General features: G+C 40.6%; 24 protein-coding genes and 4 pseudogenes. 10 read left to right on the top strand and 18 right to left on the bottom strand.

The features are described from left to right. Positions 1 to 82: 82 nt before the first annotated feature. Entirely contained in the window at positions 83 to 457 is a 375-nt protein-coding gene (locus ABK447_RS10560; RefSeq protein ID WP_015240044.1) for a YoqO family protein, read from the top strand. Positions 458 to 473: 16 nt separating this feature from the next. Here the strand turns inward: ABK447_RS10560 and ABK447_RS20925 are convergent. Then, a pseudogene (locus tag ABK447_RS20925) lies at positions 474 to 552 on the bottom strand (hypothetical protein); the annotation flags it as partial. 138 nt (positions 553 to 690) lie between these two features. Then, complete coding sequence (locus ABK447_RS10555; protein ID WP_094031786.1) at positions 691 to 1,143, bottom strand: hypothetical protein; 453 nt, start codon at positions 1,141 to 1,143, stop codon at positions 691 to 693. A gap of 367 nt (positions 1,144 to 1,510) precedes the next feature. On the opposite strand from ABK447_RS10555, the gene ABK447_RS10550 reads away from it, so the two are divergent. From ABK447_RS10550 to ABK447_RS10540, 3 genes and pseudogenes are all read left to right on the top strand, one after another. After that, a complete protein-coding gene (locus ABK447_RS10550; RefSeq protein WP_059368422.1) occupies positions 1,511 to 2,647 on the top strand; it encodes a Rap family tetratricopeptide repeat protein in 1,137 nt (378 codons plus the stop codon). After that, positions 2,637 to 2,819 (top strand): hypothetical protein, encoded by a 183-nt coding sequence (locus ABK447_RS10545; protein ID WP_032870000.1) that lies wholly within the window; start codon positions 2,637 to 2,639, stop codon positions 2,817 to 2,819. The genes ABK447_RS10550 and ABK447_RS10545 overlap by 11 nt, the downstream gene beginning before the upstream one ends. Positions 2,820 to 3,123: 304 nt before the next feature. Next, positions 3,124 to 3,579 (top strand): annotated as a pseudogene (locus ABK447_RS10540) (hypothetical protein); the annotation flags it as partial. A gap of 277 nt (positions 3,580 to 3,856) precedes the next feature. Here ABK447_RS10540 and ABK447_RS10535 read toward each other — a convergent pair. From ABK447_RS10535 to ABK447_RS10515, 5 genes are all read right to left on the bottom strand, one after another. Then, complete coding sequence (locus ABK447_RS10535; protein ID WP_007612065.1) at positions 3,857 to 4,195, bottom strand: hypothetical protein; 339 nt, start codon at positions 4,193 to 4,195, stop codon at positions 3,857 to 3,859. A 230-nt stretch (positions 4,196 to 4,425) separates the two neighbouring features. After that, on the bottom strand, positions 4,426 to 4,626 hold the full coding sequence (locus ABK447_RS10530) for an N-acetyltransferase (protein ID WP_227749576.1): 201 nt from the start codon (positions 4,624 to 4,626) through the stop codon (positions 4,426 to 4,428). A gap of 327 nt (positions 4,627 to 4,953) precedes the next feature. Then, positions 4,954 to 5,550, bottom strand: a complete 597-nt coding sequence (locus ABK447_RS10525; RefSeq protein WP_094031787.1) for an SMI1/KNR4 family protein — start codon at positions 5,548 to 5,550, stop codon at positions 4,954 to 4,956. Between the two features lies 1 nt (position 5,551). Further along, complete coding sequence (locus tag ABK447_RS10520) at positions 5,552 to 7,303, bottom strand: T7SS effector LXG polymorphic toxin (RefSeq protein WP_094031788.1); 1,752 nt, start codon at positions 7,301 to 7,303, stop codon at positions 5,552 to 5,554. A 36-nt stretch (positions 7,304 to 7,339) separates the two neighbouring features. After that, the gene (locus ABK447_RS10515; RefSeq protein ID WP_076982865.1) at positions 7,340 to 7,774 is read right to left on the bottom strand and encodes an SMI1/KNR4 family protein; all 435 of its coding nucleotides are present in this window, start codon (positions 7,772 to 7,774) and stop codon (positions 7,340 to 7,342) included. A 264-nt stretch (positions 7,775 to 8,038) separates the two neighbouring features. On the opposite strand from ABK447_RS10515, the gene ABK447_RS10510 reads away from it, so the two are divergent. The 3 genes and pseudogenes from ABK447_RS10510 to ABK447_RS10500 all read left to right on the top strand — a co-directional run. Further along, positions 8,039 to 9,004 carry a thermonuclease family protein gene (locus ABK447_RS10510; protein WP_094031789.1) on the top strand — a complete coding sequence of 322 codons (966 nt, stop codon included), beginning with the start codon at positions 8,039 to 8,041 and terminating at the stop codon, positions 9,002 to 9,004. 215 nt (positions 9,005 to 9,219) lie between these two features. Then, positions 9,220 to 10,904 (top strand): annotated as a pseudogene (locus ABK447_RS10505) (recombinase family protein). Further along, a pseudogene (locus ABK447_RS10500) lies at positions 10,880 to 11,500 on the top strand (polysaccharide biosynthesis protein); the annotation flags it as partial. The pseudogenes ABK447_RS10505 and ABK447_RS10500, both read left to right, overlap by 25 nt. A 40-nt stretch (positions 11,501 to 11,540) precedes the next feature. Here ABK447_RS10500 and msrB read toward each other — a convergent pair. Together msrB and msrA are read right to left on the bottom strand one after the other, a co-directional pair. After that, positions 11,541 to 11,975: a peptide-methionine (R)-S-oxide reductase MsrB gene (gene msrB / locus ABK447_RS10495; protein WP_072589184.1), complete on the bottom strand. Its 435-nt coding sequence runs from the start codon at positions 11,973 to 11,975 to the stop codon at positions 11,541 to 11,543. Position 11,976: 1 nt separating this feature from the next. Then, entirely contained in the window at positions 11,977 to 12,510 is a 534-nt protein-coding gene (msrA, locus tag ABK447_RS10490; RefSeq protein WP_043021186.1) for a peptide-methionine (S)-S-oxide reductase MsrA, read from the bottom strand. Positions 12,511 to 12,638: 128 nt separating this feature from the next. Between msrA and ABK447_RS10485 the strand changes: the two genes are divergently transcribed. After that, positions 12,639 to 13,064: a MarR family transcriptional regulator gene (locus ABK447_RS10485; protein WP_003153639.1), complete on the top strand. Its 426-nt coding sequence runs from the start codon at positions 12,639 to 12,641 to the stop codon at positions 13,062 to 13,064. A 50-nt stretch (positions 13,065 to 13,114) separates the two neighbouring features. Here ABK447_RS10485 and ABK447_RS10480 read toward each other — a convergent pair whose 3' ends face one another. The 5 genes from ABK447_RS10480 to ilvA all read right to left on the bottom strand — a co-directional run bounded on the left by ABK447_RS10480 (position 13,115) and on the right by ilvA (position 16,812). Beyond that, positions 13,115 to 13,678, bottom strand: coding sequence for a YpmS family protein (locus tag ABK447_RS10480; RefSeq protein WP_007409535.1), 564 nt, complete (start codon positions 13,676 to 13,678; stop codon positions 13,115 to 13,117). 9 nt (positions 13,679 to 13,687) lie between these two features. Then, positions 13,688 to 14,443: an SGNH/GDSL hydrolase family protein gene (locus tag ABK447_RS10475; RefSeq protein ID WP_003153635.1), complete on the bottom strand. Its 756-nt coding sequence runs from the start codon at positions 14,441 to 14,443 to the stop codon at positions 13,688 to 13,690. A gap of 77 nt (positions 14,444 to 14,520) precedes the next feature. Continuing rightward, positions 14,521 to 15,102, bottom strand: coding sequence for an SCO family protein (locus ABK447_RS10470; protein ID WP_072589818.1), 582 nt, complete (start codon positions 15,100 to 15,102; stop codon positions 14,521 to 14,523). A gap of 98 nt (positions 15,103 to 15,200) precedes the next feature. Continuing rightward, positions 15,201 to 15,452 carry a DUF2535 family protein gene (locus ABK447_RS10465; protein WP_007409532.1) on the bottom strand — a complete coding sequence of 84 codons (252 nt, stop codon included), beginning with the start codon at positions 15,450 to 15,452 and terminating at the stop codon, positions 15,201 to 15,203. Positions 15,453 to 15,543: 91 nt separating this feature from the next. Then, positions 15,544 to 16,812, bottom strand: a complete 1,269-nt coding sequence (gene ilvA / locus ABK447_RS10460) for a threonine ammonia-lyase IlvA (RefSeq protein WP_007612085.1) — start codon at positions 16,810 to 16,812, stop codon at positions 15,544 to 15,546. A gap of 184 nt (positions 16,813 to 16,996) precedes the next feature. On the opposite strand from ilvA, the gene ABK447_RS10455 reads away from it, so the two are divergent. Together ABK447_RS10455 and ABK447_RS10450 are read left to right on the top strand one after the other, a co-directional pair. After that, positions 16,997 to 17,989 (top strand): sigma-54 dependent transcriptional regulator, encoded by a 993-nt coding sequence (locus tag ABK447_RS10455; RefSeq protein WP_015240056.1) that lies wholly within the window; start codon positions 16,997 to 16,999, stop codon positions 17,987 to 17,989. Positions 17,990 to 18,005: 16 nt separating this feature from the next. Continuing rightward, positions 18,006 to 18,644: a hemolysin III family protein gene (locus tag ABK447_RS10450; protein WP_007409529.1), complete on the top strand. Its 639-nt coding sequence runs from the start codon at positions 18,006 to 18,008 to the stop codon at positions 18,642 to 18,644. A 40-nt stretch (positions 18,645 to 18,684) separates the two neighbouring features. Here ABK447_RS10450 and ABK447_RS10445 read toward each other — a convergent pair whose 3' ends face one another. The 4 genes from ABK447_RS10445 to ABK447_RS10430 form a co-directional block, all read right to left on the bottom strand. Then, positions 18,685 to 19,308, bottom strand: a complete 624-nt coding sequence (locus ABK447_RS10445) for a lysophospholipid acyltransferase family protein (RefSeq protein WP_025284894.1) — start codon at positions 19,306 to 19,308, stop codon at positions 18,685 to 18,687. 21 nt (positions 19,309 to 19,329) lie between these two features. Next, positions 19,330 to 19,815 (bottom strand): dihydrofolate reductase, encoded by a 486-nt coding sequence (locus tag ABK447_RS10440; RefSeq protein WP_025284895.1) that lies wholly within the window; start codon positions 19,813 to 19,815, stop codon positions 19,330 to 19,332. Next, positions 19,812 to 20,606 carry a thymidylate synthase gene (locus tag ABK447_RS10435; protein ID WP_025284896.1) on the bottom strand — a complete coding sequence of 265 codons (795 nt, stop codon included), beginning with the start codon at positions 20,604 to 20,606 and terminating at the stop codon, positions 19,812 to 19,814. The genes ABK447_RS10440 and ABK447_RS10435 overlap by 4 nt, the downstream gene beginning before the upstream one ends. A gap of 100 nt (positions 20,607 to 20,706) precedes the next feature. Next, positions 20,707 to 21,315, bottom strand: a complete 609-nt coding sequence (locus tag ABK447_RS10430; RefSeq protein ID WP_007409526.1) for a YpjP family protein — start codon at positions 21,313 to 21,315, stop codon at positions 20,707 to 20,709. Between the last annotated feature and the right edge of the window lie 240 nt (positions 21,316 to 21,555).

The following is a 21,555-nucleotide window of genomic DNA, read 5'->3' as shown; positions in this document are numbered from 1 at the left end:
TTAAACTGCATTATGTTGAGAATATCACCTTTAATTGGTAAGCTGATATCTAAGGTCATACTTATACAAAGCAGGTGATATATTGAACAAAATAATCGGAATGACCGGATTAATTATCTCCTTACTTGTGCAAGGGTTCTCAGCAAGTGATTCATTGACTCATAAGATCGCCATGGCTTGTCTATTTTTGTTCTTATTGGTTTATAATTTTAACCATACTAAGGAGTTCTCTAAAAAGTCTCTGGCGATTATAGGCGCTTCCTTTATTGTGCTAATGCTTGGAATTTATCAATTGCTCTTTTTTACTGGTGATTACTTTGAAAGTCGCGGTTTAAATTTTGGATTTATCCTCTTACTTGAAATTGTTTTAGTTATTGGATTAGTGACTGCTGCGCTGAGTTTAATTAAGCATATTGCAGACCGCTTAAGGAAAACACCTGATGGTAAAGAGCGTTGACTCTTTGCCTTTTTTTAGCTAACCATTTCTTTTTATGCCGTCTTTCTATGTACAAAATCAAACGCAATATCGACTTTTGCCGGCTCTCTTCTGTCAAATGATGAATTGACTCCAGACATTGCATCTTAATGGACTCTTTTTCATTTTTCACCAGAATTTCTCGATCAATTACCTTTTTGACACTTTACAAAAGATCCAGTCGCATTGCTCTCTTTGATAAGAACTCTACATTTCTAATAGCAAGATTGAATATTGTTTGTTAATACACTTGGCCCTAACTTTTGCGTCTTAGAATTTGAAAGGCGCACTTGCACTTTAACATTTGTCATTTCAGCTGATATGGAATCAACCCTTCCAGCCCAATTATGGCTCTCTTCCTCGGGAGTCGGATATAGTTTAAATCGCCAACTGATCTCCCCTGTTTTGGAGGCAAATCCTTCATAACCGTCGTAGCTTCCATAAGAAGATGGCTGAGGAAGGTGGACAGCAAGAATACTCATATTCGTTCTTGCAGCACTTGGCGGGTATAACTGCACTTTATAGATTAGTGCCGCACCCTTCGCATTTTTCAGTTTTTGATTTACCGGTTCGAGTACTGCACTACAAGGCATTGGACTTGCTTTCATTTGAGTTGGAGAGGCAATAACAGCAGCCAATAACGGTATAACCAAGATAAATCGTTTCATCTACATTCCCTCACATTTTTTTGTTAATTTCCCTTACTCCCGCCTTGAATATTCATCACTTTTGAATGGTTAGCTTCATTAAAAGGTGAAAAAGGCAGTACTGGAGCTAAAGGAGCTACTGGTGCTGCCGGTAAAGATGGAAAATCAGCATATGAATTAGCCGTTCAACAAGGTTTCGCAGGAACATTAGATGAATGGCTTGCCTTACTAAAAGCAACAGCAAACTGATCACGTACCCTTCTCTAACAAGGAGGATTCTATCGCATTCCATACCGAATTGAGAAATTAAGAAAAAACACCCTTCCCAACATATTACATTATGATAAAATATTACATAATCAGACGAAATGCTAGGAGGGTGATTTTTTTGGAGCAATTGATCTCTTCTTCAAAAGTTGGCTTAAAAATCAATGAATGGTACAAATACATAAGGTTATTCAGTGTTGCAGATGCAGAAATCTTGAAGGAAGAAGTGAAGCAAGAAATAGAGCTTATGGAAGAAGATCAAGATTTATTGTTGTACTATTCGCTCATGTGTTTTCGACATCAATTAATGCTTGATTATCTTGAACCAAAAACCATGAATGAAGAACGACCTAAAATTTCAGACTTATCAGAAGAGATCGAAAGTAAACAAAGCGATCTAAAAGGAATTCTTGAATATTATTTTAACTTTTTTCATGGGATGTATGAATTTGAACAGTACGAATATCTTAAAGCAATAAGTTTTTACAACCGAGCTGAAAAGAAGATATCTATTGTCCCCGATGAAATAGAGCGAGCTGAATTTCACTATAAAGTTGCTGAAGTGTACTATCACATGAAGCAAACCCACATGTCTATGCATCATATCGTTCAAGCAATAGAAACCTACAAAGCACACGAAACGTACTCAATAAGAGTAATCCAATGTTCATTCGTCATCGGTCTGAATTATTTAGACATGGAGTATCCAGAAAAAGCAATACCGCATTTCATGAATGCATTAAAACAAGCACAAGAAATTGATATGCCACGGTTAATAGGTTCTTCTTTGTACAATCTCGGTTTATGCTCATTTACAACAGGACATATGGAGAAGGCATTGGAGTATTTTAAAGAAGGCGTCTCAATTTATCAAACTAATTCTCTTCACAATTCTAGCCGACTGCTTGACATACTTTTAATGCTGGCAAAAACGCACTTTAAGTTGTCCAACACAGTTGATGGAAAACAAGTTTGTGAACAAGGTCTTATGCTGTCAAAGGATTTGAACGATGACGTATTAGAGAAAATGTTTGATTTTCTTATGGCTCTATTCATTGAGAATGACAAAGACCGACTTTTTAAGGCTTTAAATTACTTAGAGTCAAAAGCAATGCTTTCAGACGTTGAAGACCTAGCGACTGATGCAGCAATGTATTATAATGTAAATGAAGACCATAAAGTAGCTATCGCCTTTTATGAGAAAGTGCTTTATGCCCGAAAACAAATTCAGAGAGGGGATTGTCTTTATGAAATTTAACCTTACATCTGCTTTTATTTTTTTAGTTATTTTACTTGGGTTTGCCGGACATTATCTTCTTGACGGCCACAAAGTTTTTAAAGAAGCCCGAAGAGGCCACACAGCCAGTATCCACATCGCGCTTGATCACCATAATGACTTCTCAGCGGAACGCCGAGGGCAAACCGCATAATGTTTTGGCACTCCCATATAAGGGGGTGTTTTTTTATGCTCTGTGTTCACCTGTAAAACTTTATGCAATGCTGTCCTTGGTAGTAAAGCTGCAACCAAAAAAGCACAAATAAATAGTATTGCTCTAAACTTGTGTGGCAATCATACAAAAACACAAAAGGAACCGACCTAGACAATAATGGAGGCGCACTTGTCACATCTGGATATTGACCGCTCATGAAAAACTGTCTGCTCCTAATCATTTACTTTGCAGATTTATTCTGCAAGTGTCTTTTTATTCTTATATAAAAGATAAGGAGCGTTATATGAAAAAGTCTTATGTTTTATATGGGATTTCAGGAGTTCTAATTGGTGTAATAGTTATATTGTTGATCAATGCATTCTTTATAAATAAAGGTGAACACTCTGTAAGTACTTCTAAAATTAATCCAACCGAGGATAAAATCTTTTTTATCTATTCAAATCCACTCATCAAGAAAAGCGTACTCATATCCACATCCCAAGGAGAAAAATTCAATAAACGATACTTTAAGGTACCGGATATACCATATATCCAAAAAAAACCTTATTCAGACGATATCGTCTTGTTAGCTGAACATGAACCATATTATTACACATTAAATAACAACACCATTAAGGAACATCAATTGTCCAATCCATTTGCTTTTTGGTATCAAGGAGAGGATGTTATCGTAAAAGCCTATAATGTCGACACCAATGGAAATGAACTGAAAGTAAATGATAAAAAGTTCAATAAGAAATAGACCTCCCTTGAGCTGGAAACCTGAAGGGTTAGGTCTATCATGAAACTACATCGAGCAAGCCCTTTGATAGGCAGCTTTTTGTACAGAGCCAGGGTGCTACCAACACCCTGGTCTTTTTATTTTATGCATTTCTTATTAAAGAAATACACTATAACCAGTTTGTATTTCACAGTTTGATTATAACAGATTAAATGAAATAATCGGAATATTTACAAAAATTTTTTATTGGATATCACCGTTATTTTATTTAGAGCCGATAAGAAGCTTTAATGTATCAATGTGCTTCAACACTTTCTAAATACTTTTCATGTTGTTCTTCTAAAAGATTGATATCCTTTTTAATGATTTTAACTTTATATTTTTCTTTAGCTTCCTCAGATAAATTGTCGTTTAGATAGCGCCGTAATTCTTCTTCATTTTTTGTTTTATCCATACCAATTGATATGACTGGGTCTGTTTCTCCAATTCCAAAGCTAAATAAGCCAAATTCATCCCATGCACTTTCTAATACTTCCTCAGTGGATTTTTGATTTTTAAAAGAATGTGTAACTGCGCCATACATGAACACAGAAAAACAAACAATGATCAAGACCCCAATTAATTTCTTTTTCATTGTCTCCTCCTTTCATTCCAAGAATACCATAAAATACAATACATGGAAAAATAATTCCTCAGCCAACAGTATCCTCGTTCATTACGGGTTGGTTTTGAGAGGATAAATGCTAATCCGCACCTTAATAACGATCTAATTAGATTAAGTTACCGTCTATCATCGTTTGTGAAAGTAACCTCCCACACATTCACCATAATCTCGGGAATTTTATTTTAATACTTTTAGGAGTTTTACATATTCACCATATTCATCTTCACCAAGAAAAATACGGTTGTAAAACCCTTCTTTTCATATAGATGCCTTGCGTTTAAGTTATCTGTATCTGCACCGAGTGTTATTTCCTTATATCCAAGTTGTTTAGCATAATCAATCAAATAATCAACAATAATACCACCTATCCCACAATTTCGATATCCTTCTTTAACAATCATACGAAATAGATAAATGCGATTATCCGGAATGGTATAATCTGGGTCATTGTTTTAAAGAACTAACGATCCTTCTCCTATAAACTCGTCATTCACTGAAGTAAATAAAAGTAATTCTGTTTCCACTTACTAATTCGTCATAAAACACCTTAGCCATTTTCTTTTCCATGTCCCAAATATTATTACACTTATTGTATTCTTCGGGTTTTAATTTCTTTATTTGATACGAATCCATAACCTCTCTCCCTTTTTATAATTAGTTTCTATCGAAAATAAAAAAGCTCTCTTTCAGAGAGCTTAACTTTGCAATACTTTTCCTAAAAATAAAAGCTAATTGTCCTTACCAAAGAGCAATTTTCCAAAGTCATTGTCTAAAATCTCAATTTCCACATCACTGTCACTATTATCCGTTTCAATTGGTTCGTCTACTAAACTTAGGATAAACTCCTCAAACGAATTGGCAATTAGGAAAAAGTCTTTATCAGGCTGACTTAATTCGTGATCCCAAAACAAAACTTTTTCATTGTCGATGTCCATACATATTACATTACCACCTGCCGAGCTTGCTATAGGAATAATATTCCTAGGAAAGCGATCAGAATAAGTATTGATTGCTTCTTGAAGACTGTTATGATCGTTAGCTAAACCATAGAAGCTCTCTAGTAATTGTGTATCATCTTCCTTACCCATCCAAGGATCTTTCTCTATAGGTTTGTAGCAAACGTCGTACTCAACTTCATCTGTTGTTTTTTTACTTTCTAAATAACAGCCTCCATATCCCTTCAAAAAATCCTTATAGTCGGAAGGCAATTGATTACCTATATTTCTTTCAATTTCTTTGAGCTGCTCGTTTGTATTAATGTTGGATTCTGTTTCAGTATCTATCGTAAATTCTTTTAACTTTTGTTCAATTTTATTGAAACTCATTCTAATACCCTCCCCTTAAATCAGAAGCTCCTCCAATATGAGGTATTTTGTTATTAATCACACTAGGCACTAGTTGTATTGTGACACTATCCAAATGGTGTGGGGTAAGTCCCTGTTGTGACAGCCATTTTTTCGCCTGCGCTTGAGATTTAAAACCCTTGATCTCTTTAATTTTTTTATAAACAAGCCTAAAATCTTTTTTCGTTCCATTTAATTCACCAGACTTAAACTTAATGTTTGCAACAGTCCATGGAGTAAAATCAGGACGTCCATCTTTAAAAGTAATCGGTTCTCCCTTAGTCGCTGCTTTTACTTCAGGTATGTCGGAATACCATTTTCCGTCACCAGGTGCGCCTTCCCATCGACCTTTATTCCTTGGTAATACCGTTCTAGGATTTGCTGATTCAATTAATCTAAGTAACCGATCCTTTAAATTTTCACTGTTAACTACATTATAAGGAACTCCTCTAGCCGGAACAACATCGTAACGGGGATTATAAGGCAATAAATCAGCAATTGAGACCTCTTTCAGTTTTTGGCCTGCTTTATTGACTTTAGAGGTGACTTTTCCTGCTACGTCAGCTTTTGTAAGAGAACCGGCTCCCTTTGTGCCTACTACAGAGGTAACTACTGTACCTATCGCATATGTAACCCATCTTGATCTGGAATACGCATCTCCATTTACCATATCTTTTTGATACGATTCCTCGATTGCTGCTGAAACAGCATCATATGTTTTAACAGGATGAAGTACTGCATTCCCCAGTGCTGACAAGGTTTCTCCCGGATCGGTTATGAAGTCCCATAGACCGGTTACCGTGTCTTTCCCGACATCATATAAACCAACGCCGGCTCCTTTTAAAATATCCCAAGTCACTTCTCCGGCTTCTTCCAGCTGTTTTGCTTGTTCAAGCTGAATGACATATTGCTGCTGGGAAGGTTCAAGGTTTTCATAGCCGAGCTTATTTGCAATTTCTAAATATTCATCCGGATCGGTCACACCGTCAGCGAGCTTTTTCTTCAGATCCTTGATTTCCCGCTCTTTCGCCTCTTCCTTTTTAAACGTTAAATATGTGTCTGAGTGTCTTGCAATCTCGTCTTTTTTCTTATGTATGTCGCTTTCTCGGTATGCCTTGGCGTTGTAATAAAGCGGAGTGGCGTTTTTTCCTTGGCCTGTTGTTTTTTGGAGCTGCTGAAAGTCGGCCTGAATGAAATGTTCATTTGCCTCGGTTTCTGCGTATTCTTTCGTTAGATCGTGATCAAGCTTTCCGAGTTTATGTATGGTATCGTTCCTTTTTTTATCTGCTGAATCCAGCTTTTGATCGACATCTTCTGTCGAGAAAACATCAAGATGAATGATATCACTGATTTCATCAAGGATACCTTTCATTTCATTGCGCTGCTTCTGCATGATGGCTTGTGATTTATTCTTCGCATGAAACAGCTCGTGTTCTAAAAATGACTCTTCCACAAACAAATCAGCCAATCCGGCATCAACTACTTTTCCTGAAACACTGTTAAAAAATGCAATTTTCATATCGATCAGATCAAGCCAGCTGTCCGTGACACCGGCGTGATCTTGAAAGAATGCTTTAATGTTGTCGGCGCCTTTGCCTGAAAACTCACTGTCATCTAAATCAGCCATTCCCTGAAATGCTTTTCTGAGATTGATAAATTGTTCTCTAATCTGATCGTATTGTTTTGCCCGCTTTTCTGCGGCTGAAATGAACGAGGCTGCTTCAAATACTTTCATTTACGTCTCCTTCCCACTTAATCTTATCTAAATTTTCTATTCTGAAATATATTTATAATACTCTTGGATTTTCGGCTTCACTTCCCAGTATTTAGCTCCATTTGATGACACCAACATGTCAAACCATATCTCAAAGTTAGAGTCTAAATATACCGCATCTTCAATATTATCAATTGAATCCAGATGCAACATATACCCCAATCCTTTATTTGATTTGTTTACATCAATAACATACCTGCCATCATAATGATACCCAATTAGGACATATCCCTTAGGGAAGTCTTGAACTTCATTAAATTCAATTATCCCTTCTGTACTAAGAAGCTCAATACCATTAAACATTTCCATTCCATTGTGATTGAATAGGAACTCTTTATAATCATTAGGCAAAGTTACCCCTAACATCTTTTCTAAACTATTAATTTCTTGAGGACTGGCTGGGTCTCTGAATTGAAAAGCAGCATCTTCCATGACATGCCCTCCATGTTGGAGCATAGGAAAAGTTCCGTATTTAGAAACAGCTTCCTTTATCCCATCAAGAGTCATGCGAATTAACTTTCCTTCTTCCAATTAAATTTCCCTCCTCTAAGGTGTTTGAGTCACTAAATTTTACCACACAACTGTATTTGAGTGTCTTAAAATGCCAAAATGAAATTTACAATCTTTGGTTTTATACTTATAATTAGGAAGGTTTGTCCGATATAGAGACAGAACAAACAAATTGGGGGAATTACATTGAAGAAATGGCTGTTAGGTATTGGCGCATTATCTCTAAGCTTTTCTTTGGCTGCGTGTGGATCTGATTCTGCTTCTACAGATAAAACAGATTCAGATCAAGCTAAAACAACAGAGCAAGAAGAAAAGGATGCAAAAGAGACAAAGGCAGACACTCAATCAAATGACAAAAGTACTAATGACAAAAATGAAAAAGCCGAAAATGCTTCAAAGAAGGATTCGTCGGATAAAAAGGCGTCTGACAAAAAGAAAAAGCTGGTCGATGTAACACTTAACAGAACAGTTGATGGGGATACGATTAAAGTTAACTATAAAGGCGAAGTCAAAACTGTTCGTTATTTACTTGTTGACACGCCTAAAACTAAGAACCCAAACTCTTGCGTACAACCATATGGTGAGGATGCTTCAGCAAGAAACAAACAGCTGGTTAACAAGGGAAAACTTCAACTGGAGTTTGATAAAGGAGATCGTACAGACAAGTATGGCAGAATGCTGGCTTACGTTTATGCAGATGGCAAATCAGTACAAGAAACACTGCTTAAAGAAGGATTAGCACGAGTAGCTTATGTATATGAGCCAAACACGAAGTATTTAGACACGTATAAGAAAGATGAGCAAGCTGCGAAAGATAAAGACTTGAAGATTTGGAGTAAGAATGGATATGCGACTGATAAAGGATTTAATGGCTGCGTAACGAAACCGAAGAAATCAGTAAGTGTATCTAAGCCGGCTCAAAAGTCAGTTACAACACACCAATCCGAGACACATAAATCGAACTCAAGCGGTTCAGCATCAAGCAGCTCTTCTAACTCTGCTCAAGCCTCCCCTTCTGCTGGAGGAACAGAACACTTTGCAAACTGCACAGAGCTGAGAAAGAAATATCCGCATGGTGTATCAAGCACTCACCCTGCTTATACATCTAAAATGGATCGGGATAATGACAACTTTGCATGTGAGAAGAATTAATTATTTTGAAGTCCTCTGAGGCTTCTTTTTTTATTTGGGTATTTTCTCAGGCTAACAAAAAACATAGAGCGTATGAGCGAGCTCTTTAGCCCAACACTTAAAGAATACAGCCCCTACAATATTTATTAGGTTATTTTCGTATTCAATGTCAGACAGAATATTGTACGAATACTACTGTTTTTACAGTAAATACAATAAAGAGGAGGTGCTGATTTTTGGAGTTAAAAAACATCGTTCATTCTTACAACATTACAAATATTTTGGGTTATCTTAGACGCTCTCGTCAGGATATGGAGCGAGAAAAAAGAACAGGCGAAGATACGCTAACAGAACAAAAAGAACTCATGAATAAAATACTGAAGTCGATTGAAATCCCCTATGAATTAAAAATGGAAATCGGGTCTGGGGAAAGCATTGAGGGCCGCCCTGTTTTTAAAGAATGTCTTAAAGACCTCGAGGAAGGCAAGTACCAGGCAATTGCTGTTAAAGAAATAACAAGACTCAGCCGCGGGAGCTACAGTGATGCGGGACAAATTGTTAACCTTCTTCAAAGCAAGCGATTGATTATCATTACACCATATAAAGTTTATGACCCTCGAAATCCTGCAGACATGCGTCAGATTCGTTTTGAATTGTTTATGGCCAGAGAAGAATTTGAAATGACCAGAGAGCGTATGACAGGCGCTAAATACACATATGCGGCACAAGGGAAATGGATTTCCGGACTAGCGCCTTATGGATACCGGTTAAACAAAAAAACATCCAAACTAGTCCCAGTCGAAGAAAAAGCAAAAGTCGTTCAATTCATCTTTAACATCTTTTTAAATGGGTTGAATGGAAAAGATTATAGTTATACAGCGATTGCTTCTCACTTAACAAAATTACAAATACCGACTCCATCAGGAAAAAAGCGCTGGAATCAATACACAATTAAAGCAATTCTGCAAAACGAAGCGTATATCGGAACTGTTAAATATAAGGTTAGAGAAAAAACAAAAGACGGTAAACGAACAATTAGACCTGAAAAGGAACAAATTGTAGTATCGGATGCACATGCTCCTATAATAGATCAAGAACAATTTCAACAATCACAAGAGAAAATTGCAAACAAAGTCCCCCTGCTGCCTAATAAAAACGCATTGGAATTAAGTGAATTGGCAGGCGTATGCACTTGTTCTAAGTGCGGTGAACCATTATCTAAATACGAAACTAGGCGAACGCGAGAAAACAAAAACGGCACGGAAAGTGTGTATCACGTTAAATCACTCACTTGCAAAAAGAATAAATGCACTTATGTAAGATATAACGATGTTGAAAATGCCATTCTGGATTACCTCTCTTCTTTAAGCAACTTAGATAATAAGACTTTAACAAAACATATCACTTCAATGATTTCTAAATACGAAGACGTAAATAGTAATGTGAAAACAAAAAAGCAAATGTCTGAACATCTTTCACAAAAAGAACAAGAGTTAAAAAACAAAGAGAATTTTATCTTCGAGAAATATGAGAGCGGCATTTACACTGATGAACTTTTTTTGAAAAGAAAAGCTGTTTTAGATGAAGAATTTAAAGAACTCCAGATTGCCAAGCATGAGCTCAATGGAACTCAAGAAGCGCAATCAGAAATAGACAGTAATACAGTCAGAAACAACATAAATAGGATAATTGATCAATATCACATTGAATCAAGCACAGAGAAAAAGAACGCGCTATTAAGAATGGTCTTCAAAGAAGTTATCGTTACGATGACACAAAAAAGAAAAGGGCCAATTCCGGCTCAGTTTGAAATTACCCCTATCCTAAGGTTTAATTTTTCGTTATCGACCTCACCGTCACTGATAGTCCCTCAAAATACAGTAAATATCTTAAAAAACCGATAAAGCCGTTTCCCCGGTAAACACAATGGGAGCTACGAAGCTGTTGTCCGAAAAGCTGTTTCATCAGGCAAATCATCATGTTCAAAACCGCGGTACGGTGTTTTGTTCGGTCCGCTTCGGCAATGTGCTCGGTTCACGCGGTTCTGTTATTCCTATTTTATTTGAGCAGTTGATGGCAGGCGGCCCGCTCACCATTACGGATAAAAACATGACGAGGTTTTTTATGTCGATTGATGACGCCGCAACGCTCACCCTGCAATCTGCGGCGATCACAAAGGGCGGAGAAACGTTTATTTTTAAAATGGAGTCCCTGAGGCTTGAAGAACTGCTTCACGGATTTGAAGAATATGCGTTCCGGCACGGACTGCCTCGCCCCGCCGCTGTTGAAGTAGGAAAACGCCCTGGTGAGAAGCTTCATGAAGAACTGACCTCTCCTCATGAGACGGAATCTTTATATGAATGGGGCAACCTTTACGCGATATTGCCCGACCCCGCCAAACATCCGGAATTTCGGAAGGTCAATCTGCCCAGATATCAATCCGATCAGGCGCCGCTCATCACAAAAGACACAATCGTAAAGATTATTGAACGATTACATGAAGAAAAAAAAACATAGAAAAAAGGCCTGTCTGATAGGCAGGCCTCATTGCTGAGCTCTATTTTTCAAATAAATGCAGGCAGGCTTCATAGCCCTCTTCCTTCAGCTTGTCTTTCGGAATAAACCGGAGTGCCGCAGAGTTAATGCAATAACGGAGCCCGCTTGGCCCCGGACCGTCATTAAATACGTGGCCTAAGTGGGAATCAGCTGTTTTACTTCTCACTTCCGTCCGGATTATCCCGTGGCTTGTGTCCAGTTTTTCGTCAACCTCTTCTTCCTCAATCGGTTTTGTAAAACTGGGCCAGCCGCAATGAGAATCGAATTTATCCAGAGAAGTAAACAAGGGCTTTCCCGATACGATATCAACATACAGCCCCTCTTCTTTGTGATCCCAGAATTCATTTTGAAACGGCGGCTCCGTTCCGTTATTTTGTGTGACTTCATATTGCATGCGGTTTAATGATTTGATTTTTTCTTCTTTATTAAAAGCCATCTTATCTGTCCCTCCAATGCTCATCCAGAAAGCCTTGACGTCCGGAACCTACACGGTAGCGCCCGTAGTGATCAGGATTTTTCATATAAAAGTGCTGATGATAGCCTTCCGCTTCATAAAAAGGCTCAGCCTTCAAAATGTCTGTCACGATCGGCTTTTTAAATATGCCGCTTTCTTCAAGCTGTTTTTTTGAGGCTTCAGCGATTTGTTTTTGTTCATCATTATGGTAATATATCGCCGCCCGATATGAACTTCCGCGGTCTGCAAACTGGCCGCCTGCATCAGTCGGGTCGATCTGCTGCCAAAACAGCTCGACAAGCTTTTCGTACGGATAAATGTCAGGTTGAAATGTGATTTGAACGGCTTCTCTGTGTCCGGTCGTTTCACTGCACACTTCTTCGTAAGTCGGATTCTCAGTATGACCTCCTGTATAGCCGGACACCACCTTTTCAATCCCGGGCTGTTCGTCAAACGGCTTCACCATGCACCAAAAACAGCCGCCTGCAAATGTGGCGATTTCTTTTTTTTCTGACATACGGGTGCCCTCCTTTGTTCATACGTGGTATTATTATATTATAGCATGTATAAACAGAATAAAAATAATTCTGCTTTCAGGGGAAGCTAAACGAATGCCACGCTGACTACATATTGGAGGTTCATGATTTGAAAGTAAGGACACAAATGATGTATGATATGGAAGCTTTGCTTCGAAAAGTGTTTAAACAAATCAGAAATGAAGTTAATGAAATTCTAGATAAAGAGCTGTCCAGGAACGAATTCACCATTTTGCGGATTCTCAGTGAACAAGGGCCTAAAAAAGTAACGGAATTCGCCCCCATTCTTGAGGTCTCCGCAAGCCATATTACCGCAGTGACCGACGCTTTAGTAGAAAAGGAATGGATCACCCGCATCCGTTCTAAAGAGGACAGGCGAATTATCAGAATCCATATTACGGAAGCCGGGGAGAAAATTGTCGATCATTTCAACCAGAAAAAAACAGAATACTTTTTTAAACGGTTTGACTGCTACTCTGATGAAGAGCTCGCAACGTTAATCAAACTGTTCAGCAAGCTGGACAAAAAACGCTGACACGAAAAAACACAAATCCCTCAAAGGATCTGTGTTTTTTTTATGAAAACTTATTGTTTCGGATGATAATAGGAAAATTCAATTTCATCCGTGTCGAGATTGATTTTATCCGCTTTTACATACATGCCGTTGTCTAAAGGCATTTCCGACAGACGGATCTCGATGCTTTTATCCCCGGAATGAACGTGCACAAATGACGGGAGTTCATAAAAGCTGTCCATATAATTCAGCACAAAGCTGATCGGCAGGCTTAATTCGCCTAAGGAAAACTTCGTCACTTTCAACATCACATCTCCGTTCTCCTGTACGGACGGTTCAAATGTGACGACCGCGTTAATGGAGGTTGAGAATGCTTTGATTTTACCTGCCACGTGCACATCGTTATTGATGTCCACTTTGTAGTCAAGCTGATTCGATGCCTTCTCTTTTAAGTACGCATTCACAAACCTGGCAAGAGATTCTTTCGAGCTCGTGATATGAAAGCCGTACTCACTTTTTGTCTGATCTTGTATTTTCGCCTGCTCTCCCGGCATAACCAATAATGTCACAATTACCGCGGCGGCAATCACATTGAGTGCGAGAAGAACAAAAAACAGCGATTTCCACTTTTTCATCATTTCACCCTATTCTGCTGGTAACCCTTGTTTTTCAATGATGCCGTACAATCGATCGGCGATGAGTGCATATCCTTTTGCGTTCGGATGAAAATCATCATCCTTTGAAATCCGTCTGCTGCCGCTTTTTTGACTGAACAAGTCTTCAACATTCACCGCAGCGGCGTGGGGATCTTTTTCCAGCTCTTTTGCGGCGATCTTGTTCCAATCCGTTACAACCCCATTAATTTCTTTTAATTCAGGCAGCGTAAACGTGAATGGATTATACATGCTGACATACACCAGCTCTGCGTTTTCATTATATTTGCGGATTTTTGAAACGATCGCCTTGAATCGTTTTTCAAAAGGTTTCTCTTCCTTTTGGAACGGCTGAACCGTCAGCTGCATCATATTCTGGCGGAGCACCTTCATTAAGTCATTGCCGCCGATGGTAAAAAAGATATAGTCGGCGCTCTTTAATGATTTCTGAACTTTTTTATTATCAAGCTTTTCCAGCAGGTCCGACGTTTTGTCACCCTGCACCGCATAATTTTTAATATCTACCGTTTTCACATGTCCCTTTTTCTTAAGAGACTCCGCTGCCCTGCCGACGTATCCTGAACCGTCAGGATCTCCTACTCCTTCAGTCAATGAATCACCGACCGCAGCTATGACAATATGATCTTTCGTTTTCGGTTCTTCAGCGTCAGAACCGGTGCGCTGGACAGAACAAGCTGATAAAAGCAAGGCCAGTCCGGCGATCAATGAGAACATTCGCAGCTTCAATCTAGTTGCTCCTTCCCCGTCTACTAGTGGAAAGTGTAACATGTTTTTTCAGATTTGAAAATGTCTAATCTGCCAGTTTACTTGAGCTCCTCAGCCGCTCTGACATCTGAGAGGATGTCATCATACGGAACTTTCTGCACGCCGTCATAATCTTTAAGCACCTTCCCGTCAGGTCCGACTAAATAAAAAGAGGTTTGATGTATGACCTGATCCTCTCCCTCCGGCTTTTTGACGATTGATTTAAAGCTGTTCAGCGCAAAATCTTCAATGTCCTTTTGGCTGTAACCAGTCAGAAAATCCCAGTTGCGAAGCGAAAGCGGATATTTGGAAGCAAATGCTTTCAGCTGTTTCGGCGTATCCTTTTCAGGATCTACACTGAACGACACAATCCGCACGTCCAGATTCTCAGCCTTCAGTTTTTTTTGCAGTTCGGTCATGTGGGCCGTCATCGGCGGACAGACCGTATTACAATTTGTAAACATAAAGTCGGCAATCCAGACATGCCCCTTCAGGCTTTTCAGTGACACTGTTTTTCCATCTTGGTTTTGATATGAAAACGGTTCAATCTGATAGTTCAGCGGGTCTTTTATCGTTTTCCCCCCGCAGGCGCACAAGAGCAGCAAACAAAAGACGGCAGCGAAGATTTTCATTTTTTTCATTTCCATTCCCCCCATGGATAAAACGCTTACAGCATTCATCATAAAAAAATTCCCGCACCCTCCCTTATCAAAAGGAAGGCGCTAAGGAATATGCACCGTTATGCGTTATGTTTTAAAATCTCTTGGTTGAAAACGGCCTCGTAATCTTTCCACTTCATACGGCGCTTGACATATTGTCGGAATGAATACACTGTTCTCACACTTTGTGAAGCAAAAACCTCTCTCAAATAAAGCTCAAGGTGCTGATGAATTTGAAAAAAATAATGTTCACCTTCCGTGACAACCGGTATTTCTGTCACTTTTACCTGAATCCCGTCCTGTCGTTTGAACTCTAGGCTTTTGAGTAACAAGATATCAATCCTTCTTTTTCGATTGTTTTCTTTTTATTATATACAATCTGAGAAAGCGTGTCTGTCATTTTGCGCGTCGTTCTAAAAAAAGTCAGATTAACAGGTGGAACAGATCCTGATCTTTATTCACCTCTACGTAATGAAATCCTTTTTGATTCATCCGGGCAATGAGCGCGCCGTAATCTTCCCGATGCTTAAGCTCAATGCCGACCAATGCGGGGCCGCTGCTTTTGTTATTTTTTTTCGTGTATTCAAACCGGGTGATGTCATCATCAGGCCCAAGCACTTCATCTAGGTATTCGCGAAGCGCTCCCGCCCTTTGCGGGAAATTAACGATAAAATAATGCTGCAGCCCCTCATAAATCATGGAGCGTTCCTTCATCTCCTGCATTCTGCCGATGTCGTTATTCCCTCCGCTGACCATGCAGATGACGTTTTTCCCTTTAATCTCTTCCTTATACAAATCAAGTGCTGACACGGACAATGCCCCCGCCGGCTCCGCTACGATGGCGCATTGATTATATAATTCGAGAATCGTGCTGCACACTTTTCCTTCCGGGACAAGCACAACGTCATCGACGACGGTTTCGAGCGTTTGAAAGGTTTCCGCGCCGATTTTTTTTACGGCCGCCCCATCGACAAATTTATCGATTTTCTCAAGTTCAACCACTTGTCCGGCTTTTTTCGATTCAAAATAGGAGGCTGCGCCCTTCGGCTCTACCGCTATGATTTTTGTATCCGGCGATATGTTTTTCATGTACGTGCCGAGCCCGGACAGGAGTCCTCCTCCCCCTACGCTTGCAAAAAGAAAATGCGGTTCAACGTCAATGTCATTTAAAATTTCGATGGCAGCCGTTCCCTGTCCGGCCATGACATCGGGATCGTCAAACGGATGAATAAACGTGCGGTTTTCTTTTTCACAGCATTCCGCAGAACTCTTATACGCATCATCGAAAGTGTCACCCGTCAATATGATTTCAACAAATTCTTTTCCGAACAGTTCCACTTGGGATACTTTCTGTCTCGGTGTAGTTGACGGCATAAAAATCTTGCCGTGAATGCCGAGGTGTTTGCATGAAAACGCAACCCCCTGCGCATGGTTTCCCGCACTTGCGCATACAATTCCGTTTTCAGTCTGCTCTTTTGAGAGCTGCCTCATTTTATTATAAGCCCCTCTGAGCTTAAATGATCTGACCACCTGCAGGTCTTCCCTTTTCAAATAGATGTTGCAGCCATACCTCTCAGAAAGTCTGTCATTCCTCTGCAAAGGCGTATGTATCACAACGTCCTTTACATTTTGGTGCGCTTTTAAAATGTCTTTTACCTGGATGAGAGAGTCTTCTTTAAGCAACGGTTTCATTTACAGAGTCCTTTCTTATTTAAATCCCTATTTAATATGCCATTATAACATGAATATTCAAATAATAAGACAATTATTTTAATTTTGTAAATAAAATTAAATGAACCGATACAAGAGAAAAAGATATTTTCGATCGCATAAACGTGTTATACTTAAACCAATTAGAACCAAAAGGAGCCAATTCATGAGTGTAATTGAACAAACTGATCCTTTTTATCAGCTGGCCGGCGAACATCACACCTTTTCAGAAGCGAAACGATTGGCCTCGCAATTTGCCTTATCTGATTTGCCGGTCTTCATAACGGGTGAAGTCGGAACCGGAAAAAAACAAATGGCCAAAGCGATCCACCATAAATCCCGCAGAAACAGCGAACTATTTATTACCGTTCACTGCAGCCAAAGCGAAGAGCGGCTCGAATATGAACTGTTCGGCGCTGAAGGCGCATTAAACAGGGCCAGCCGCGGAACATTATTCTTATATGAAATCGGAGACATGCCGCTCTCGGTACAGGCCCGCCTTCTTTCCGAGCTGGATGCCGGGCTTTCCGCCCGCATCATTGCAAGCAGCACGGCGGATCTTGGCGATACCGGCGCAGAAAATACGTTCAGCCAAGATTTATTTTACAGGCTTCACGTGTTATGCCTTCCGCTCCCTGCTTTATCTGAACGAAAAAGCGATATACCGCTTCTTCTGCAGCATATGCTGACAGCCTCGGGGCAGCATATTCATATCGATCCGTCCGTTTATCCGCTGTTTGAGCGGCACACCTTTAACGGCAACATCAGAGAACTTCAAAATGCGGCGTACTATATGGCCGCGGCAGCATCCGGCAGCACGATTTATCCCGATGATGTCCCGCTGTATATCAAAAACAGCCAGAAAGCGAAAACAGCTAAGAAAAAAGAAAAACGGCTGACATTGATGGAGAAAGAAGAGTTTTTGTTTATTTTGGAATCAATTAAAGACTTAAATACAAAAGGCGAACCCGCCAGCAGACGGAGCATATCCGAATTAAGCGAAAACAGCACAATGACATTATCGCCCCAGCAGGTCAGAAACAGGCTTGATTACTTAGAAAAGATGAACTATGTGACAAAAGGCCGAGGACGCGCTGGAACAAAAATTACATTAGAAGGGTTGAGCTTTTTGCAGTCACTGCAAAAACAAATCCTTTAAAAAGGAGGACATTTGATTGTTCACAATAAAAGAAGAAATCGCAAATGCCGTCACACACGGAATCGGTGTATTGCTGTCGATTCCGGCGCTTATTTTTCTCATTATCTTCGCGGTGAAATACGGCTCGCCGACAGACATCGTCAGCTTTTCAATCTTCGGCGCTTCAATGCTGCTGCTGTATCTCAGCTCGACTCTTTTGCACAGCATTCAGCATAAAAAAACGAAAGACATTCTTGAGATTGTGGATCATTCCGCGATATACGTATTAATAGCCGGAACATATACGCCATTTTTATTAGGACCCCTTAAAGGGGCGCTCGGTCTGACCCTTTTAATTATTGTTTGGTCGCTTGCCATCGGAGGCATCGTGTTTAAAATCTTTTTCGTGAAGCGGTTTATCATTTTTTCAACGCTTGTCTATTTAATGATGGGCTGGCTGATCATCGTCGCCATTAAACCGCTGTACGCTTCGCTGTCAGGCCCCGGTTTCGGCCTTCTTCTTTTCGGCGGCTTATTGTATTCCGCCGGCACAATATTTTATATTTGGAGAAAGGTTCCGTATCATCACGCCATTTGGCACAGTTTTGTTTTAGGCGGCAGCGCCTCGATGTTTTTCTGTATTTTATTTTATTGCGTCAAAGTCCCCTTTATCTGAAATAAAAAAGCACAGCCTCTCTATAGAGACTGTGCTTTTTTTATGCACGGAGCCGTTTCTGACCGGCCGGATAATAAGCGGGCTTTATATGTATTTCAATGTCAGCCGGTTTCAGCCGTTTCAGTAATCTGCCCCGCAGCAGCCGGTCTGTTCCCGAAGTGCTGACAGGCACAATCGGGAGATCGAAACGAAGGGCCAGTTCCTCCGGATTGATTTTGCCGTCTTCGGACAGAATCAGACTTTGCCCTTTTTGCAGACGGACTTCCGCCTCCTGAAACATGGCATCCCGGCTGTCTCCGTCACAAATGACACCCATCAGCCGCAGCCAATTTCCGAGAAACGGCATCCGGAAAGCTTTCTCGCCAGCGATAAAACCAGCCGGCTCTTCAAGATGTCCCGCAAGCAGCAGAAGATCAGCCGGGCGCAATCTGGGATGCACATACAATACGGGGCCGTCCGGTATCGGCTGATCATGATGAATGCCGATTGCCGATCCCGACACGTCAATGCAGCCTCTCATAAAGGCTTTCGGCCGCTCATACACCAGCCTCATCTGTTTTTGAAAAGAAAGCCGCGGGTCAAGCTCTTTTTGATTGATATATTCCTGAATATTTTTCATGAACATAAATACAACGTACATCACAAGGCAGCCGTAACGAATCAATTCTTGTCCCCCTGCTTAAACTCAATTCTTTTTCTCGTATACAAGGTACTCATAATCGTAAGGGTTTTTTTCATCTTTTACTCCCTGTTTGCGGGATGTCAATTCCCATTCAGCTTCATTAAATTCCGGAAAAAAACGGTCTCCTTCAAAGACATGGTGAATTTTTGTCATGTAGAGTCTGTCCGCGTAAGGAAAGAGCGCACTGTACAGCTGGGCGCCGCCGATTACAAAGCATTCTTCATCCGCCGGGATCAGCTTGAGCACTTCCTCAGCCGAGTCAGCGGTAATACAGCCCGGGAATGAAGATTCGTCCCGTGAGGTTACAATGATGTTCCGCCGGTTCGGAAGCGGGCGTCCGATTGATTCAAACGTTTTCCGCCCCATTACAATGGTGTGGCCCGTCGTCACTTTTTTGAAATATGCGAGATCATCGGGAAGGTGCCAAGGCAGATCGTTATCTTTTCCGATCAGCCGGTTTTCATCCATCGCAAAAATAAACGAAATCATACGCTGACAGCTCCTTTTATGTGCGGATGCGGGTCATAATCCTCAATGATAAAGTCTTCAAACGTAAAATCAAAAATAGAATCAACATTTCGCGCAAACCGCAGTTTCGGCAGCGGACGGACATCCCTTGTCAGCTGCAGATTCACCTGCTCCACATGGTTTTGGTAAATGTGGACGTCTCCGAATGTATGAACAAACTCACCTGGTTCAAGTCCCGTCACATGCGCGATCATCAATGTTAAAAGCGCATAAGACGCAATATTAAACGGCACGCCGAGAAAGACATCCGCTGAGCGCTGATAAAGCTGACACGACAGTTTTCCGTCCGCGACATAAAACTGAAACAGGCAGTGGCAAGGCGGAAGCGCCATATGATCAATTTCGCCGACATTCCAAGCGCTGACGATTAAACGTCTGGAATTCGGGTTTGTCTTGATGTCATGAATCAGCCGGGAGATTTGATCAATGGTCTCGCCGTCCGCTCCGCGCCATGAACGCCATTGAGAACCGTAAACCGGTCCGAGTTCTCCGTTTTCATCCGCCCATTCGTTCCAGATGCGGACTCCGTTTTCCTGAAGGTAGCGGACATTCGTATCTCCTTTTAAAAACCAAAGCAGCTCATGCGCGATGGATTTAAAATGGAGCTTTTTCGTCGTAAGCATCGGGAAACCTTCCTGAAGGTTAAACCGCATTTGGTAGCCGAACGTGCTGATCGTACCCGTTCCCGTACGGTCTCCTTTTTTTTCTCCGTTTTCTAACACATGACGGCACAAATCTTTATATTGTTTCATTATTTTTCATCCTTTTAAAGTAGTCTTTTAGTAGTGTAACACAATAAAAAATCATTTCTGCAAAATTTCTCAGAAATGATTTTTTTATTTCTTCTCGCTATTACACGCTCATCCAGTCAGGCGGCGTATTGCGGTCCCAGTAAATGCTGCCGAGCTCATGATGTGACTGAAATCCGTCTTCAGCGGTATGGTAATGAAAATTAAACCAGTAGCCGTCTTGCGGAGGATGATCCCGGCGGACGTGGAACCTTAAAAGATCTTCACCCGTCAGCCTGTTATACACATGAAAAATTTTTTCAGTTTTTCCGGCCGACGGTTTGCTGGAAATAACCACATCCTGATACGCTTCATCATCTTGAAACTTGGCTAAATGTCCTGTGATCACATCTTCGATTTTCGGCAGAATTTCACTTCTGTAATCATCTTCAATGACCGGAGAGATTTTGCTGCCGAATTTTAAAAATGATTGATTTTCAGCATCACCGAGAAGCTGCTGCTGATACGATTGAAACAGTAATTCAGGCTCCCGCCCTGCCTTCTCTTCTCCCGGAAGGGCGTGTTCATCATAAAAAGCGGTGTAATCATTCTGCTCAAGACTGCTCGACTGTCCTGAAGGCTTGTCTGTCATCAAAGCAGCCGGAGGAGACACGAGTCCGAACGTTACAATGGTAAACAGAACCACAAGGGTCTTTTTCATCCACAATTTCATGACAGATTGTTCCCCTCTGTTTTATTGTCCTCTTTTCCTTTATTTTAGCATAGATGAAAGCGCGGCGTCATGTCCGGCAGCGTATTATCATGCAATATGGGAAATTGGTAACTGTGACCGAGCGGATAAACCGCTTACAATAAGAAGGAGAAAAAGGAGGGGATGAGATGATTAACGCTTTATTTGCGACTGTATCACTTCTCACGCTGCTTTATTTTGTCGTTATGGAAATCACTGATT

Source organism: Bacillus sp. hwrm1 (genome assembly GCF_040207805.1).
GTDB lineage: Bacteria > Bacillota > Bacilli > Bacillales > Bacillaceae > Bacillus > Bacillus velezensis.
This window is presented reverse-complemented; position numbering and strand designations above follow the sequence as displayed.